The sequence below is a fragment of the Arenibacter nanhaiticus genome, from assembly GCF_900141935.1.
In the GTDB taxonomy this organism is placed as follows: domain Bacteria; phylum Bacteroidota; class Bacteroidia; order Flavobacteriales; family Flavobacteriaceae; genus Arenibacter; species Arenibacter nanhaiticus.
Genome location: NZ_FQYX01000001.1, coordinates 62,720 through 75,799 on the forward strand (window position 1 = coordinate 62,720; position 13,080 = coordinate 75,799).

General features: G+C 33.1%; 12 protein-coding genes. 7 read left to right on the forward strand and 5 right to left on the reverse strand.

The window, feature by feature from the left end; genetic code table 11:
• Window positions 1-3 precede the first annotated feature (3 nt).
• The 7 genes from BUA16_RS18310 (at window position 4) to purD (ending at window position 8,220) form a co-directional block, all read left to right on the forward strand.
• Window positions 4-1,272 carry a hypothetical protein gene (locus BUA16_RS18310; RefSeq protein ID WP_143150418.1) on the forward strand — a complete coding sequence of 423 codons (1,269 nt, stop codon included), beginning with the start codon at window positions 4-6 and terminating at the stop codon, window positions 1,270-1,272.
• The gene (locus BUA16_RS00230; protein WP_072762633.1) at window positions 1,265-2,572 is read left to right on the forward strand and encodes an O-antigen ligase family protein; all 1,308 of its coding nucleotides are present in this window, start codon (window positions 1,265-1,267) and stop codon (window positions 2,570-2,572) included. Before BUA16_RS18310 ends, BUA16_RS00230 begins: the two co-directional genes overlap by 8 nt.
• A 7-nt stretch (window positions 2,573-2,579) precedes the next feature.
• Window positions 2,580-3,638: a glycosyltransferase gene (locus BUA16_RS00235; RefSeq protein WP_072762634.1), complete on the forward strand. Its 1,059-nt coding sequence runs from the start codon at window positions 2,580-2,582 to the stop codon at window positions 3,636-3,638.
• Window positions 3,625-4,395: a glycosyltransferase gene (locus BUA16_RS00240; protein WP_072762635.1), complete on the forward strand. Its 771-nt coding sequence runs from the start codon at window positions 3,625-3,627 to the stop codon at window positions 4,393-4,395. The genes BUA16_RS00235 and BUA16_RS00240 overlap by 14 nt, the downstream gene beginning before the upstream one ends.
• Before the next feature lie 43 nt (window positions 4,396-4,438).
• The gene (locus BUA16_RS00245) at window positions 4,439-5,791 is read left to right on the forward strand and encodes an exopolysaccharide biosynthesis polyprenyl glycosylphosphotransferase (protein ID WP_072762636.1); all 1,353 of its coding nucleotides are present in this window, start codon (window positions 4,439-4,441) and stop codon (window positions 5,789-5,791) included.
• 133 nt (window positions 5,792-5,924) lie between these two features.
• Window positions 5,925-6,902, forward strand: a complete 978-nt coding sequence (locus tag BUA16_RS00250) for a UDP-glucuronic acid decarboxylase family protein (RefSeq protein ID WP_072762637.1) — start codon at window positions 5,925-5,927, stop codon at window positions 6,900-6,902.
• A 46-nt stretch (window positions 6,903-6,948) separates the two neighbouring features.
• Window positions 6,949-8,220: a phosphoribosylamine--glycine ligase gene (purD, locus tag BUA16_RS00255; protein WP_072762638.1), complete on the forward strand. Its 1,272-nt coding sequence runs from the start codon at window positions 6,949-6,951 to the stop codon at window positions 8,218-8,220.
• A gap of 196 nt (window positions 8,221-8,416) precedes the next feature.
• Here the strand turns inward: purD and BUA16_RS00260 are convergent, their stop codons facing one another.
• The 5 genes from BUA16_RS00260 to BUA16_RS00280 are packed head-to-tail and all read right to left on the reverse strand — an operon-like array spanning window position 8,417 to window position 13,078.
• A complete protein-coding gene (locus tag BUA16_RS00260) occupies window positions 8,417-9,232 on the reverse strand; it encodes a TauD/TfdA family dioxygenase (protein WP_072762639.1) in 816 nt (271 codons plus the stop codon).
• A gap of 4 nt (window positions 9,233-9,236) precedes the next feature.
• The gene (locus BUA16_RS00265; RefSeq protein WP_072762640.1) at window positions 9,237-10,241 is read right to left on the reverse strand and encodes a glycosyltransferase family 2 protein; all 1,005 of its coding nucleotides are present in this window, start codon (window positions 10,239-10,241) and stop codon (window positions 9,237-9,239) included.
• A 1-nt stretch (window position 10,242) separates the two neighbouring features.
• A complete protein-coding gene (locus tag BUA16_RS00270) occupies window positions 10,243-11,124 on the reverse strand; it encodes a phytanoyl-CoA dioxygenase family protein (RefSeq protein WP_072762641.1) in 882 nt (293 codons plus the stop codon).
• 5 nt (window positions 11,125-11,129) lie between these two features.
• The gene (locus BUA16_RS00275) at window positions 11,130-12,344 is read right to left on the reverse strand and encodes a hypothetical protein (RefSeq protein WP_218616746.1); all 1,215 of its coding nucleotides are present in this window, start codon (window positions 12,342-12,344) and stop codon (window positions 11,130-11,132) included.
• Window positions 12,344-13,078: a WbqC family protein gene (locus BUA16_RS00280; protein WP_072762643.1), complete on the reverse strand. Its 735-nt coding sequence runs from the start codon at window positions 13,076-13,078 to the stop codon at window positions 12,344-12,346. The genes BUA16_RS00275 and BUA16_RS00280 overlap by 1 nt, the downstream gene beginning before the upstream one ends.
• Window positions 13,079-13,080 lie beyond the last annotated feature (2 nt).

Below are 13,080 nucleotides of genomic sequence, written 5' to 3' on the forward strand. Positions count from 1 at the left end.
AATATGCTTTTAAACATAAAACTAAAAGATGTTGATTTTATATTTATTTTGTTTCTTTTATTAGTAACACAATCGAATATTCAGTTAAAATTAGTGGGAATATTTCTTATTTTAATTCTCAGAATAAATGCAATTCAAAAGATTAATTTCTTCGGTATATTTTATTTAGTATTATTGTTATTCCATTTAAGTTTTGGGTTGATTACTCTACTGAGTACGGGCATAGATTACTTAGCTTCTTACATTTTAGTTTTTTTATTTTGGTCCCTTTCCTTAATTATTTATACACAGTTAGCGTATTTTGTCAAGAATAATTCACTAAAAAAAATTAGTCTTACCCTTAATGTGTTTTTTTTAATTTGTGTTTTCGTTATTGTTCTTCAATATATCTTTACAGCAATTAATTTACAATCCATCAATCCATACAGTGTATCTCCTGCTGCAGGAGATAAAATGATGTCTATTTTTAGCAACTCTTCGGTGAGCATGATTATAATGTCATTCTTTTTTCTAAAGTATCTTTTTGAAAATAAATGGTTTTTAGGATCAATTTCATTTATATGTTTGATAATGGCTACATATATGAGTGGAACAGTGTTGTTTTTAGGATCAATATTTTTAGGAATATTTTTCTTTTCAAAGATTGATATAAAATACAAGCTATATTTTATTATAATAACTTTTTTATTTATTGCAACCTTCTCTTTTATTTCTCCAGCAAACATAGATTATGCCATGGGATATATAAATAGAATATGGAATAATGGAAATGATACACCATTTAAAATAAAATCGTTTTTCCAAACATTTGAATATTGGACTTCATCCATTAGATCTTTTGTTTTTGGGGCGGGAGGCGGTAACTTTTCTTCTAGAGTTGCATTTATAACATCAGGAGATTATGTTGGTTGGTTCCCAGACATATTAAGTTATATATCCGAAGAATTTAAACAATATCATTTAGGGATTTGGACTCATGATTTTAACAATCCATGGGATAATCGTAATAATACGGCAAATCAACCATTTTCATTTTATAATCAGATAATCGGTGAATATGGTTTAATTGGTGTCTTAATCTTTATTTGTTTCTATTTAGGGTTTATCCTCAAAAAATGGCCTATTCTAACTTATTCTAAATTTTTACTATTAGCTCTAACTGGATATTTTCTATTAGATTACTGGTTTGAATACTTTTCAGTTATCATAATTTTTGAATTGTTTTTATTGATAGATATAAAACATAACACTAAAAACTCTTATAATGAGTGATTTTCGAACCATTAATTTTAAAAATCTTCTGAAGTCAAATTCAGTGTTAGAGAATATTAATTACGGAAAAATACTATTGTATTCGTTTGCGGTATCAATATACTTGCCCATGATTTTTACTAATATTATTTCTATAATATTAGTGGTCTATTGCTTTTTTAAGTTTAATAAGGTTGGTTTAAAAACTGTTATTAAGGATAAATTTGTCACGTTATTTCTTTTGTTCTTTTTGATTCTTGCGTTCGGTTTTTTATACAATATTCCGGTAGTTGGCGTTTTTAAAGGCATGGAAAAGAAGTTGTCATTTCTTGTGCTGCCAATTACCATTGGTTTGATAGGCATTAAAAGAAAAGATATAGAAATAATTTTTATGTTGTTTTTTTACGCAGGTATCCTCGTTACCACCTTCGCTTTTTTCAAAGTTTTTCTATCCCCTTTGGAACCGTTAGAATTTAAAAACTTTATTAATCATGAATTGTCGAATAAAGTGGGTCTTCATGCAACATATTTAAGCATGTTTTTAGTACTCTCTTTGGCTTATCCTTTATTATATTTAAAATCTCTTAAAAATAATAATATTAAAATTTCAATATATTGTTTATCAATTGTATGTGTTGTTTATATATTGTTTCTTGGGGTTAGAATAGTTTGGCTGACACTAGTTTTACTTTTAATTTTAAGTGGATTCTATTTAATTAGAAAGTCAGTATTTTCTAAAAAAAATATTTTTATAGCTTCCATCACTGTAATTATTATTCCATTATTAATTTTTATGGTCAACCCGTTGAGAGAAAGGTTAAAAGAAATGGTTAATTACAATAATGAATATAATACCAAAGAAGTTTGGGGAGGAAGAGGAATACGTATTATGATTTGGGAGAGCGGTTTTCAATTATTCAAAAAGCAACCTTTATTGGGTTACGGATCTTCTAATGCAGTTCAGACTGAATTAGAAACTGTTTATAAAGAAAATAATCTCGGCCCATTATTATATATGATGGAAAAAAATGGCAAAACCTTTAATCCACATAACCAATTTTTGTCAGAGGTTTTAAAGCATGGGATTCTGATAGGCTTCTATTATCCATTTGTCCTAATTTTTCTGGGAAAAGGGTATTATGAGAACAACTCTATAGTTGGATTCTTATTTTTATTAATAACCTTTGGTGTTTCTTTAACTGAAACAATTTTGGAACTAAATAAAGGAATAGTGTTTTTCTCATTTTTTGCTTCTATTCTTTACTTTAGCTATAAACACAATCTTAATCCAAAGAGCTCAAGCAGAGTAGGCCTTGAATAATAGTAGTATGAAAAATTTATATTTTATATTTCCCATAACTGGCCCAAATAACGGTGTTAAGGTTATTTCCAATCATATTAAACGCTCAATTTTTAATAATAATCCAATTTCGGTTCGTACCATAAATACCGCCCAAGCAGAAGATTTTTCAAATTTTGGAAAATTTAGTACTAAAAAGGTTTTTCATTTCTTTAAACTTTTTAAAAGTCTTTTTATAATTGAGAGGGAGGATATGGTTTATGTTAATGTAACCCCAAGTGGGTTTGCCTTTTACCGGGATCTTATAATTCTTTTCTTATGTAGCTTTAGAACTACTAATATAACGGCTCATATACATGCAAATGGGCTTGAGAAAAAAGTAAAAATATATAATAAGTTTTTATTTGCTAAACTTAAGATTATAGTTATAAATGTAGATCAAAAGGGTAAACTAGATAGTTTGAAACTTAATACGTTTTTAGTTCCTAATTCACTCCCAGATTATTTTGAAAATACTCCAATACGACCTTTACAGGAAGCTGGGATAAAATTGATTTACCTTTCAAATATTTCCAAACCAAAGGGTATAGAAAGACTTATAAAGATAGCTGAAGTAATATCTTCTAAAAAATTAGATTGTATTTTAAATGTCTTTGGAGGTGCTTTATCAGAAACAGAAAAATGTACAATTAAAGATCTCGATTTGAAATATGATTTTTTAAATTATCATGGCCCAATTCTTGATGAAAGGGAAAAATATGATAATCTATTAAAAAATGATGCATTATTATTTTTGAGTGACGAAAATTATGAAGTTTATCCTTTGGTTTATATAGAGTCGCTCATGAGTGGTTTACCCATATTAACAACCAAACAAATTGTATCAGACAACTTCAGTAAAATTGGGGTGGCAGATATTTTAAATGAAAACACTGATAATTTTGAGGCAATCATAACAAATTATCTTGAAGATCCACAACAATTTCACAATCGAAAGATAAAATCAAGAGATGCTTATAAGCAAAATTACTCCTACAACAATTTTATACAACAAATAGAAAAAATTATTTTGCATGACAAAAATTAATGAGATAAGTATTTTGGTAGTGACCCATAATCACTCGGATTATATAGATAAATTAATAAATTCTTTGGAGAAATTTGGGTATAATAACGTATACTTTTGTGATGCAAAATCAAATGATAATACATATGAAAAGCTAATCAATAGTTCTTTTAAGAAAAATGTATTGAAAAAGGATGTTTTAGAAGGGTTTTCTAAGAACAATAATGACTTAATAAGACACTTTAATTTACAATCGAAATATTTTCTTCTTTTAAATCCAGACACTTATTTTGATGTCGATTTTTTAAAGGTTCTTAAGTCAGAAATGGAATCTAATGAGGGAATAGGAATTGTGACTCCATTAATGAAATATCCTAATGGTGATTTACAAATAACTTGGAAACATTTTCCAAATTTTTATAATGTTTTAAAGAAAAGATTAGGGATTTTAAAAGCAAAATTTGAAAGCCAAATGGAAGGCCCGGAAATTGATTGGTGCTTAGGAGCATGCATGTTGATATCAAATCGCCTATTGAAGGAGAGAAATACATTATTGGATGAACGCTATAGATTATATTGTGAAGATATAGACATTTGTTTCGAAGCTTTCGATAAAAATATGAAAGTTATTGGTTTATCAAATACGTATATTTACCACAACCTAAACGAGAGTAGCTCTAAAAATATATTTAGCAAGTATAATCTTTGGAACATATCCAGTATTGTTAAATTTATTTTAAAATGGAATTGGAAATATTTAAAGAGAGTATATGTATAAAAGAATTCCTCGTTTTTAAGAATATTAATAGGTAATATTTACTATGTTTTCCAAAAAACACCGCTATTCCGGTTTTATTACGCCCATTTCGTATGGGATAGATTTGTTGGTTATCAACCTGTTTGCCTTGGTGTTGCCCATTAATTTTCAGTACCCAATTCTTTTCCATGGGTATATAACCTTGGCTTGGTTTATCATTTCCTTTAAAAACGACTTTTACGAGGTGTACCGCTATACCAAGGTGACCTATATTGTAAAGTTGCTATTAACCCAATTTGTTTTCTTTTTTCTGGTGCTCTATGCTTTTATAGGCTTCTTTAAACAGCCCAATATGAGCCGTTTGGGCTTGGCAGAATATTTCCTCTGTGTTTTTGGCAGTATTTTTCTACTAAAGCTCCTTAATTATATACTATTGATGCAGTACCGTAAGGAGGTAAAGGGAAATATGAGGAATGTAGTGGTCATTGGTAAAAACAAGAAAACAGACCAATTGATCGAGGTTTTTTACCAACGCAGGGAGTTTGGTTACCAGTTTATGAAGCAATTCTGTGCAGAGGACAAAAATTTTGACATTAGAAAGTGTTTTGAATATATCCTGGACAACAATGTGGACGAGATATACTGTTCGGTGGCCGAGTTAAAGAACAGCCAGTTGAACCTCTTCATAAACTTTGCCGATAACAACCTAAAAACCCTGAAATTTATTCCGGACAACAAGAATATATTTACCAAAAAGCTCACCTTTGAGTACTACGATTATATTCCTGTACTTTCTCTTCGCGATATTCCCTTGCATCAGCCCCTGAATTCGGCCTTAAAAAGAGTTTTCGATATACTGTTCTCCCTTTTTGTGATTGTATTTCTACTCTCATGGTTGGCCCCTATAGTGGCTATTTTTATCCGTTGGGAATCTAAGGGACCTATTTATTTTAGACAGAAGCGAAACGGGGTAGACAATAAGGAGTTCTACTGTTATAAATTCCGCTCCATGGCTCCCAATGCCGATGCCGATAGCCAAATGGCGAGCAAAAACGATATGCGGATTACCAAGGTTGGCCGCTTTATGCGCAAAACCAGTATAGATGAATTGCCGCAGTTTTACAATGTACTCTTTGGCAATATGTCGGTTGTAGGGCCAAGGCCCCATATGGTGAAGCATACCAACGAATATGCCCATAGGGTAGACAAGTATATGGTGCGCCATTTTGTAAAACCGGGTATTACCGGTTTGGCACAGGTGAAGGGCTATAGAGGAGAGATAGAAACAGATGCCGATATTTTTAACCGTACCAAGTTTGATATCTTTTATATCGAAAACTGGTCTATATTCCTAGATCTTAAAATTATCCTTCAAACGGTGATCAATGCGGTCTCTGGTGAGGAAAAAGCGTATTAAGTAGGTACCCTCTTGTATAACGGCCCTATTTTGTATCTTTAAGACTTGAAAAATAAATAGGAGACACACCTTTTTAGGATGCTCACCCAAAAGATAGTAGTCCTAGGCAGGAGAATTGCTAAAACATATACATTTGAAAAAAGTACTCATCACCGGGGCAGCCGGATTTTTAGGATCGCATCTGTGCGATCGGTTTATAAAAGAAGGGTTTTATGTGATTGCCATGGATAACCTGATCACCGGCGATCTAAAAAATATAGAACACCTATTTCCCCTTAAGAATTTTGAGTTCCAGCACCACGATGTGACCAAGTTTGTGCACATTCCAGGGGAGCTCGACTATATTCTACATTTTGCCTCTCCCGCCAGTCCTATCGACTATTTAAAAATTCCGATAGAAACCCTAAAGGTAGGATCCTTGGGTACCCTGAACTTATTGGGGGTAGCCAAAGAGAAAAAGGCGCGGATATTGGTGGCCTCTACCTCGGAGGTGTATGGCGATCCGCTGGTACATCCGCAAAAAGAAACCTATAACGGTAACGTGAGTCCGATTGGACCGCGTGGCGTCTATGACGAGGCCAAGCGCTTTATGGAGTCGATTACCATGGCCTATCACCGCTTTCATGGGGTAGATACCCGTATCGTTCGTATTTTTAACACCTATGGCTCTAGAATGCGCTTAAACGATGGGCGAGTGGTACCCGCCTTTATGGGACAGGCGCTAAGAGGAGAAGACCTGACCGTATTTGGTGATGGCTCCCAAACGCGCTCTTTCTGTTATATAGACGACCAGGTAGAAGGTATTTACCGTTTGTTGATGAGCGATTATACCGAACCCATCAATATTGGAAATCCACACGAAACCACTATTAAAGAATTTGCCGAGGAGATCATAAAACTCACCGGAACAGATCAGAAAATCATCTATAAATCATTGCCGCAAGACGACCCTTTACAGCGGGAACCCGATATTAGCCTGGCCAAGAAAATCTTGGGCTGGGAGCCTAAAGTGTCGCGTGCCGAAGGGCTGAAAAAGGTATATGAGTATTTTAAATCCCTTTCTCCCGAGGAACTTCAGAAAAAAGAACACAGGGATTTCTCTAGCTTATAATGGATATTTCCATTGCAAACCGTATTTTTGAACAAATTTTTGAAGCATGAACATCCTTATTCTTGGTGCCGGTGGGCGCGAACATACCATAGCATGGAAACTGAAACAAAGTCCAAAACTATCCAATCTTTTTGTAGCTCCCGGTAATGCAGGAACGGCAGCAATTGCTACCAACCTACCGATAGGGGTAAACGATTTTGAGGCTATTAAAAAAGCGGTACTGTCCGAAGGCATTACTATGGTGGTCGTAGGCCCAGAAGATCCGTTGGTGAACGGGGTACACGATTTTTTCCTGAACGATGAAGCCCTAAAAGATATCCCGGTGATAGGACCTCAAAAATTAGCGGCTACTTTGGAAGGATCCAAGCAGTTTGCCAAAGAATTTATGATGCGTCATAACATTCCAACGGCTGCCTATGAAAGTTTTACTGCCGAGACCCTGGAAAAGGGATATACCTTTTTAGAAAGTTTACAACCGCCTTACGTATTGAAAGCCGATGGTTTGGCCGCCGGAAAAGGGGTACTGATCCTTCAGGACCTACAAGAGGCTAAGGACGAATTGAAAACTATGTTGGTCGATGCCAAATTTGGCAACGCTAGTACTACCGTGGTGATAGAGGAGTTCTTGGACGGTATAGAGCTTAGTTGTTTTGTACTGACCGATGGTGAAGGTTATAAGGTATTACCAACTGCCAAGGATTACAAACGAATAGGAGAGGGCGATACCGGACTGAATACAGGGGGTATGGGGGCTATTTCTCCAGTTCCTTTCGCCGATAAGGCATTTATGGACAAGGTAAACGAGCGTATCGTAAAACCTACCGTAGAAGGCTTTAAAAAGGACAATATGCCGTATAAGGGATTTGTCTTTATAGGGCTTATAAAAGTTGGTGACGACCCAAAAGTGATAGAATACAACGTCCGTATGGGCGATCCGGAGACCGAAGTGGTGATCCCAAGGATTAAAAACGATTTGGTAGAAGTTTTTCAGGCCGTGGGCAACCAGACCTTGGACAGCATAGAGCTAGAAATAGACGAGCGTACCGCAACCACCGTTATGATGGTATCTGGCGGCTACCCAGGAGCCTATGTAAACGGCAAGGAAATCACCGGATTTGATACTGTTGAGGACGCCGTGGTTTTCCATGCCGGGACGAAACTAGAAGATGGAAAAGTAGTGACCAATGGAGGTAGGGTCATGGCCGTTACCGCCTATGGATCTGACTTTAGAGAGGCGCTAAAAACCTCGTATAAAAATATAGAGAAAGTACATTTCGATGCCATGTACTTCCGTAAGGACCTTGGTTTCGATCTATAGTTAGAAACCTCATTGCCCTTAGGGGATATATATTTAAAAAGGCTGTCGGGAACGATAGCCTTTTTTTTTATTGATGACCGCTAGGGAGCGGAAATCTCGGTTCGATTTGTGCCAGCTACTTTCTATTTTAAAGGGGATCAATATGCTGCAGTAGATCTACCGCGGAACTAGTGTCCGTTTTTACCGGATTAAGCATTTATTTACTATTTTTATTCATCCTGATCCTTATTAGATGTCTTTTGTCATCGGAAAACTCGCTTCTTCCATGCAACATTGTTTTATTATTAATAAAGATTAAATCTTTAGGTTCTAAATAAAAATATTGAGTAAAATAATTGTTAAGAATTACTTCTTTTAAAATTTGATAGGCTTCAATTTGTGCTGTAGAACAAATGGCTTCTTTGTGCATTAAAGCTTTTTCAAAGGTATCTACTCTAAAGCGAATTTCATTTTCTCTTAATATTGGTCCATAGTTGAATTCAACCTTATCTTCTTTACTTTTTTTAAACACATTAGGAACTATAAAAGGATAATCTGTTGAAGAAAGTATTTCTATTAACTCCTTATTATTCTCTAATGCAGTAAGCGTTTTTAATATATTTTTTAAACTTAAAAGAGACGAAACTCCACCACCACATTCCGCTTTTTTCAAGGTCAACAAACCAAAATAATCTTCGGGGTAAAAACTATATTGACTATCCGTATGAAGTTCTGCTTCATGACTGTGTTCTGAATAAGTCTTTATAAAACTTTTAGATTTAGATTCTGATTTAATATCCCAAATGATTTTATTATTGCCATCATGAGAAATAGGTGTGCCAATTAATTGAGATAATTCGAGAAATTTTTGACCCGCTTCTTCAACATTATCTGTATCCACATTAAAATTCTGAATAACAATGTAACCTACAGCATCAAGGTCTTTTTTTATTCGGACAGCTAAATCAAAATAATTTAAATTTGAATCTTTATAGTCTAAATAATTGATATTTTGTATTAAAGTATTGGTCATAATCTTAGAGTCGGTATGATTTAAGATATAAAAACTCTTTAATTATTTGGTACGATGAATAGTTCACTTCCTTGCCATACAACAAACTTTTTTTCAGGTAGTTTAATTTTATCTTTTGCTCTTTTGTAAGGTGAGAAACAAAGTAGGACAAGTATAAATAGGAAGCATTTTTTTTAATTTCTAGATTGGATTTTTTCGTTTTATAATAGTTCATTAAATATTGCAACCCATCAATGGCAAGCTTGGTTTTCGCTTCTAATGTAATGGGACTAAAAATACCTTGGTCATGCCTTCTATACACTGCTGGCTTAACATCGTATAAAAACTTTGCAGCACCGAATTCGGCTAACTTTCCTCTTAATATAAAATCGCCACATACAATATTTTTCATATCCTCATCAAACAACTTGATAAGGTTATTTCTATACAAGAGTGATGCGGTATGTATCGAAACTTTTAACAAATCGTCTGCCTTAATAGTTCTATCGCTCTTGTAGTTAAAAACAAGGTGTTCTTTGGATGTTTCCTGATCTATAACTTTTGTATTATGAAAACAAGCTACAAATTGTTCATTGTTCTCCAAAAATTCGACTCTTTTTTGGAGTGAGTTTTCATCCATCAGATAGTCATCTCCTTCAATAGTTGTTAGGTACTTTCCCTTAGCTGAAAAATTTGCAAAAACACTATTAAAGGTTCCAGAAGGTTTTCCGTTTATAGCAATATTGTTTGCTCTGGAATTTAATAAAAGCCTAATTTTATCTGGATATTTATCAGCATATTCCTTGCAAATTTCTCTAGTGCCATCAGATGATTCATCCTCGGCAATTAATATTTCAAAATCAAAATTCGTTTTCTGTTTTAATAATGAATCTAGACAGATTGCTATATACTTTGCATGATTGTATGTTACTACCTTAATAGTAGCCAAAGGCTCTTTTCCCGCACGTTTGTTTACATATTCTATAACAGGGCTTTTTTCATATGCTGTTTTAAAAGTCTTTAAATCCATATTAAAATTTAAAAATTTTAGGAAATATTTTTTTATCGGAATAATTAGGGTTTCCGTCCGAATCTTTTTCACAAATTTGATCGTAGCCAATCACAATAAGATCTCCGTTATCCTTATATGCCTTTTGGTATTGGTTAGATTTATCCTGAAAATGCATTGCTAAGGCCATACGGTTCTTATTGCTTATGTTCGGATAACTGGCGTGAATGGTGTTACAATTATGAAAACTTACCTGCCCTTTCTTTAAAACCATAGCCGATTTAATATGGTTAGATTTGTTTTTTGACAAATAATTTTCAAAAGCGCTAAGGTCTTGGTTGTTAAATGAGAAAAAAGATTTTAATTCTTTTTCATCTTTCCATTGATTACTTTGGTCAATATGTAAAAGGGGCCCCATATCTATAGTAACGTCTTGCAGAGGGATCCAAGCTGTTAGCATGTTTTGTGAAGTACAAGTTGGCCAATAGGCTTTATCTGAATGCCAACCAACAACTCCTTCTTTTTTTGCATTTGTAGGCAATTTGTTGATCAAAGAATCTGCAAACAAACGAATTTCATCTGTGCGAGCTAATTTTGCAGCAGTTGCCGTTATAAGCTGATGAAAACCTAAGGCCTGCAATTCTTTTTTTTGGAGCGTTACAAATTCATTATTTCTAATCACCGCTGTATCATCAAAAATATCATCTGCAATCCCTGTAAATTCAGAAAGATTGTAATCTTTTAAACCATTGTAAAAATCTTTTGCACCTTTTTTTGCCTTGTCTATAATTTCTTCAGGCAGTATAAAATTACCAACAAACCAACCTTTCTTTTCATATTCTAAAATCTGATCTTCAGTAGGCAACATTTCCATTTCTGCTGCTGATATTTTTTTTGCGTGCATATTTTCTATGGTATATAATTGGCAATTTCACCTATATTTCCTATTTCTTGATCTAGAATTAAACCGGTTGCCTTTCTATGATCTACTTTATTAGTAACCGGATGCGATGAAGTTCTAAAATCTCCAAATCCAAAATAATGGTCATCAAAAAACAAGGCTGTGCCGGTTACAAAATCATGAAAGACTTCGCCGTTAATGGTTCCTTTGATTGTTTTTTGAGGAATCCATTTTTGCAAAATAAAATCTTTTAAATCGGGACTTTCAAAAAGGGCATCCCATTCTTCTAATGGAGTTACTAATCCTGCATAAATCTGTTGACTTTTACCTAAAGCTCTGTGCTTTATAATCCATTCGTTTTTATTTTCTTTGGCGTTTTTCCAGACATCTTCGGCTTCATTTGCAGTATAAGTTGGAATATAAAACTTCTCAAAAAAGGATATTTCTTCTTGTGTTAAAACCTTATTTTGTAATTCCTTTTTACCTAATACAGAAAAAAATCTTTTATCGTGTATTAAAAACACCGTTCTAAAATCATTTATAAGATTAGCCGAGATTAATTTCTTTAAGCTGTCTTTAGAAAAAGATAAAATTTCATCAAAGGAAAGTTCACTTACAACCCATGCCTTTTCTAATTTATCAAAATTTTGATCTATTTCTGTATACAAAACTTCGTTAACTTCTAGCCCCGTTCTTTTTAGAATATCTGTATATAATTTTGATTCATTTCGTACATCTTCTCCTTTTAAAATACAAATAGAAGTTACTTCTTTTAAGTACTTATTTAGATGTTTATAAATAGGCGAATACTGATCTTTTAGTTTTACATTCTGCAAGCTTATAGGCTTAGTTTCTCTTGCCACAGCATCCATTAAGCCAGATAAAAACACCCCATTTAAAGGAAAACGACAGGTGATTTCTATTAGCTTAACTTGATTGTTGGTATCGTAAACAAAATCCGTTCTATATGTCCCTATGTTATATTCTTTTTGATTAAAAACATCCAATACTTTTTCAACTCCTGCACATACTGGCATTAAATGTTTATAGTTCTTATAACCTATTACAAACTCCTTTATAAGTTTATACATTATTTTTTGAAGTTTACCAACATCTGCATTATGAGCAGCACTGATTACAATAGGTTCGTCAAAAATCCATTGTTGATAATAATCCTTTTTGCCTTTGATAAATTCTTGAACTGATTTTTCTAAAGTCATCACTATATTAAGCTATAGTTTTTAATCAACTTCTTTGTACCATCTTTTCCATTATGCATTAACACATCAATAATGGAGAGGTGTGGTACAAACTCCATATTAAACTGATTGTATGAATATTCTTTTGGGTTGATAAAAAAAAGCGAGAGGTTATGCTTCGTAAAATAGGCTTTATCGTAAAGTTCGATTCCACCAGCAGCATTAATATACGTATGTGCTTTTTGTTGCTTACAGATTTCAACAATTCTTAAAGACTTAACTTCTTCTTTTATAATTTCATCATTTAACAACCTAGCTTCAAGCTTTAAAAATGCTTCATTTTTTGATTTTATATTGGTTTTAAGATCTAGATAACTACAAATTTCTTTGATAATAGCACTGTTGTAATCATGTAACGAGCTTGTATTGGTCTGTATACACTTTTCAATTAGCGGATAAACCTCTTTAAAATACGCTGCTTTTTTGTAGTTAAAATAGATCGACTTTAACAACGGTCTTTTCCAGTTGGTACCATTTATTTCAATTTCGCTTATAGTTTTATAAGAACATTTTTTAATTACTGGAATTTTAATCTCAACAGCTAGTTTACGTCCTTTATCTAAAATTCTATTTTTTGTAATCCATGATTTTTTTCGAAACGCTACATGCTCATATAAAATAAATTCATCTGATGCGTCTATCAACTGAAAATATCCTATATAAGGAAAAAAATAAGCTTGCATTATTCCAATTTTCATTT

Coding starts and splice junctions, on each gene's coding strand:
- purD (WP_072762638.1), top strand. CDS start 6,949: ATGAACATCCTTATTCTTGGTGCCGGTGGGCGCGAACATACCATAGCA.
- BUA16_RS00270 (WP_072762641.1), bottom strand. CDS start 11,124: ATGCACGCAAAAAAAATATCAGCAGCAGAAATGGAAATGTTGCCTACT.
- BUA16_RS18310 (WP_143150418.1), top strand. CDS start 4: ATGCTTTTAAACATAAAACTAAAAGATGTTGATTTTATATTTATTTTG.
- BUA16_RS00265 (WP_072762640.1), bottom strand. CDS start 10,241: ATGGATTTAAAGACTTTTAAAACAGCATATGAAAAAAGCCCTGTTATA.
- BUA16_RS00235 (WP_072762634.1), top strand. CDS start 2,580: ATGAAAAATTTATATTTTATATTTCCCATAACTGGCCCAAATAACGGT.
- BUA16_RS00245 (WP_072762636.1), top strand. CDS start 4,439: ATGTTTTCCAAAAAACACCGCTATTCCGGTTTTATTACGCCCATTTCG.
- BUA16_RS00280 (WP_072762643.1), bottom strand. CDS start 13,078: ATGAAAATTGGAATAATGCAAGCTTATTTTTTTCCTTATATAGGATAT.
- BUA16_RS00260 (WP_072762639.1), bottom strand. CDS start 9,232: ATGACCAATACTTTAATACAAAATATCAATTATTTAGACTATAAAGAT.
- BUA16_RS00240 (WP_072762635.1), top strand. CDS start 3,625: ATGACAAAAATTAATGAGATAAGTATTTTGGTAGTGACCCATAATCAC.
- BUA16_RS00230 (WP_072762633.1), top strand. CDS start 1,265: ATGAGTGATTTTCGAACCATTAATTTTAAAAATCTTCTGAAGTCAAAT.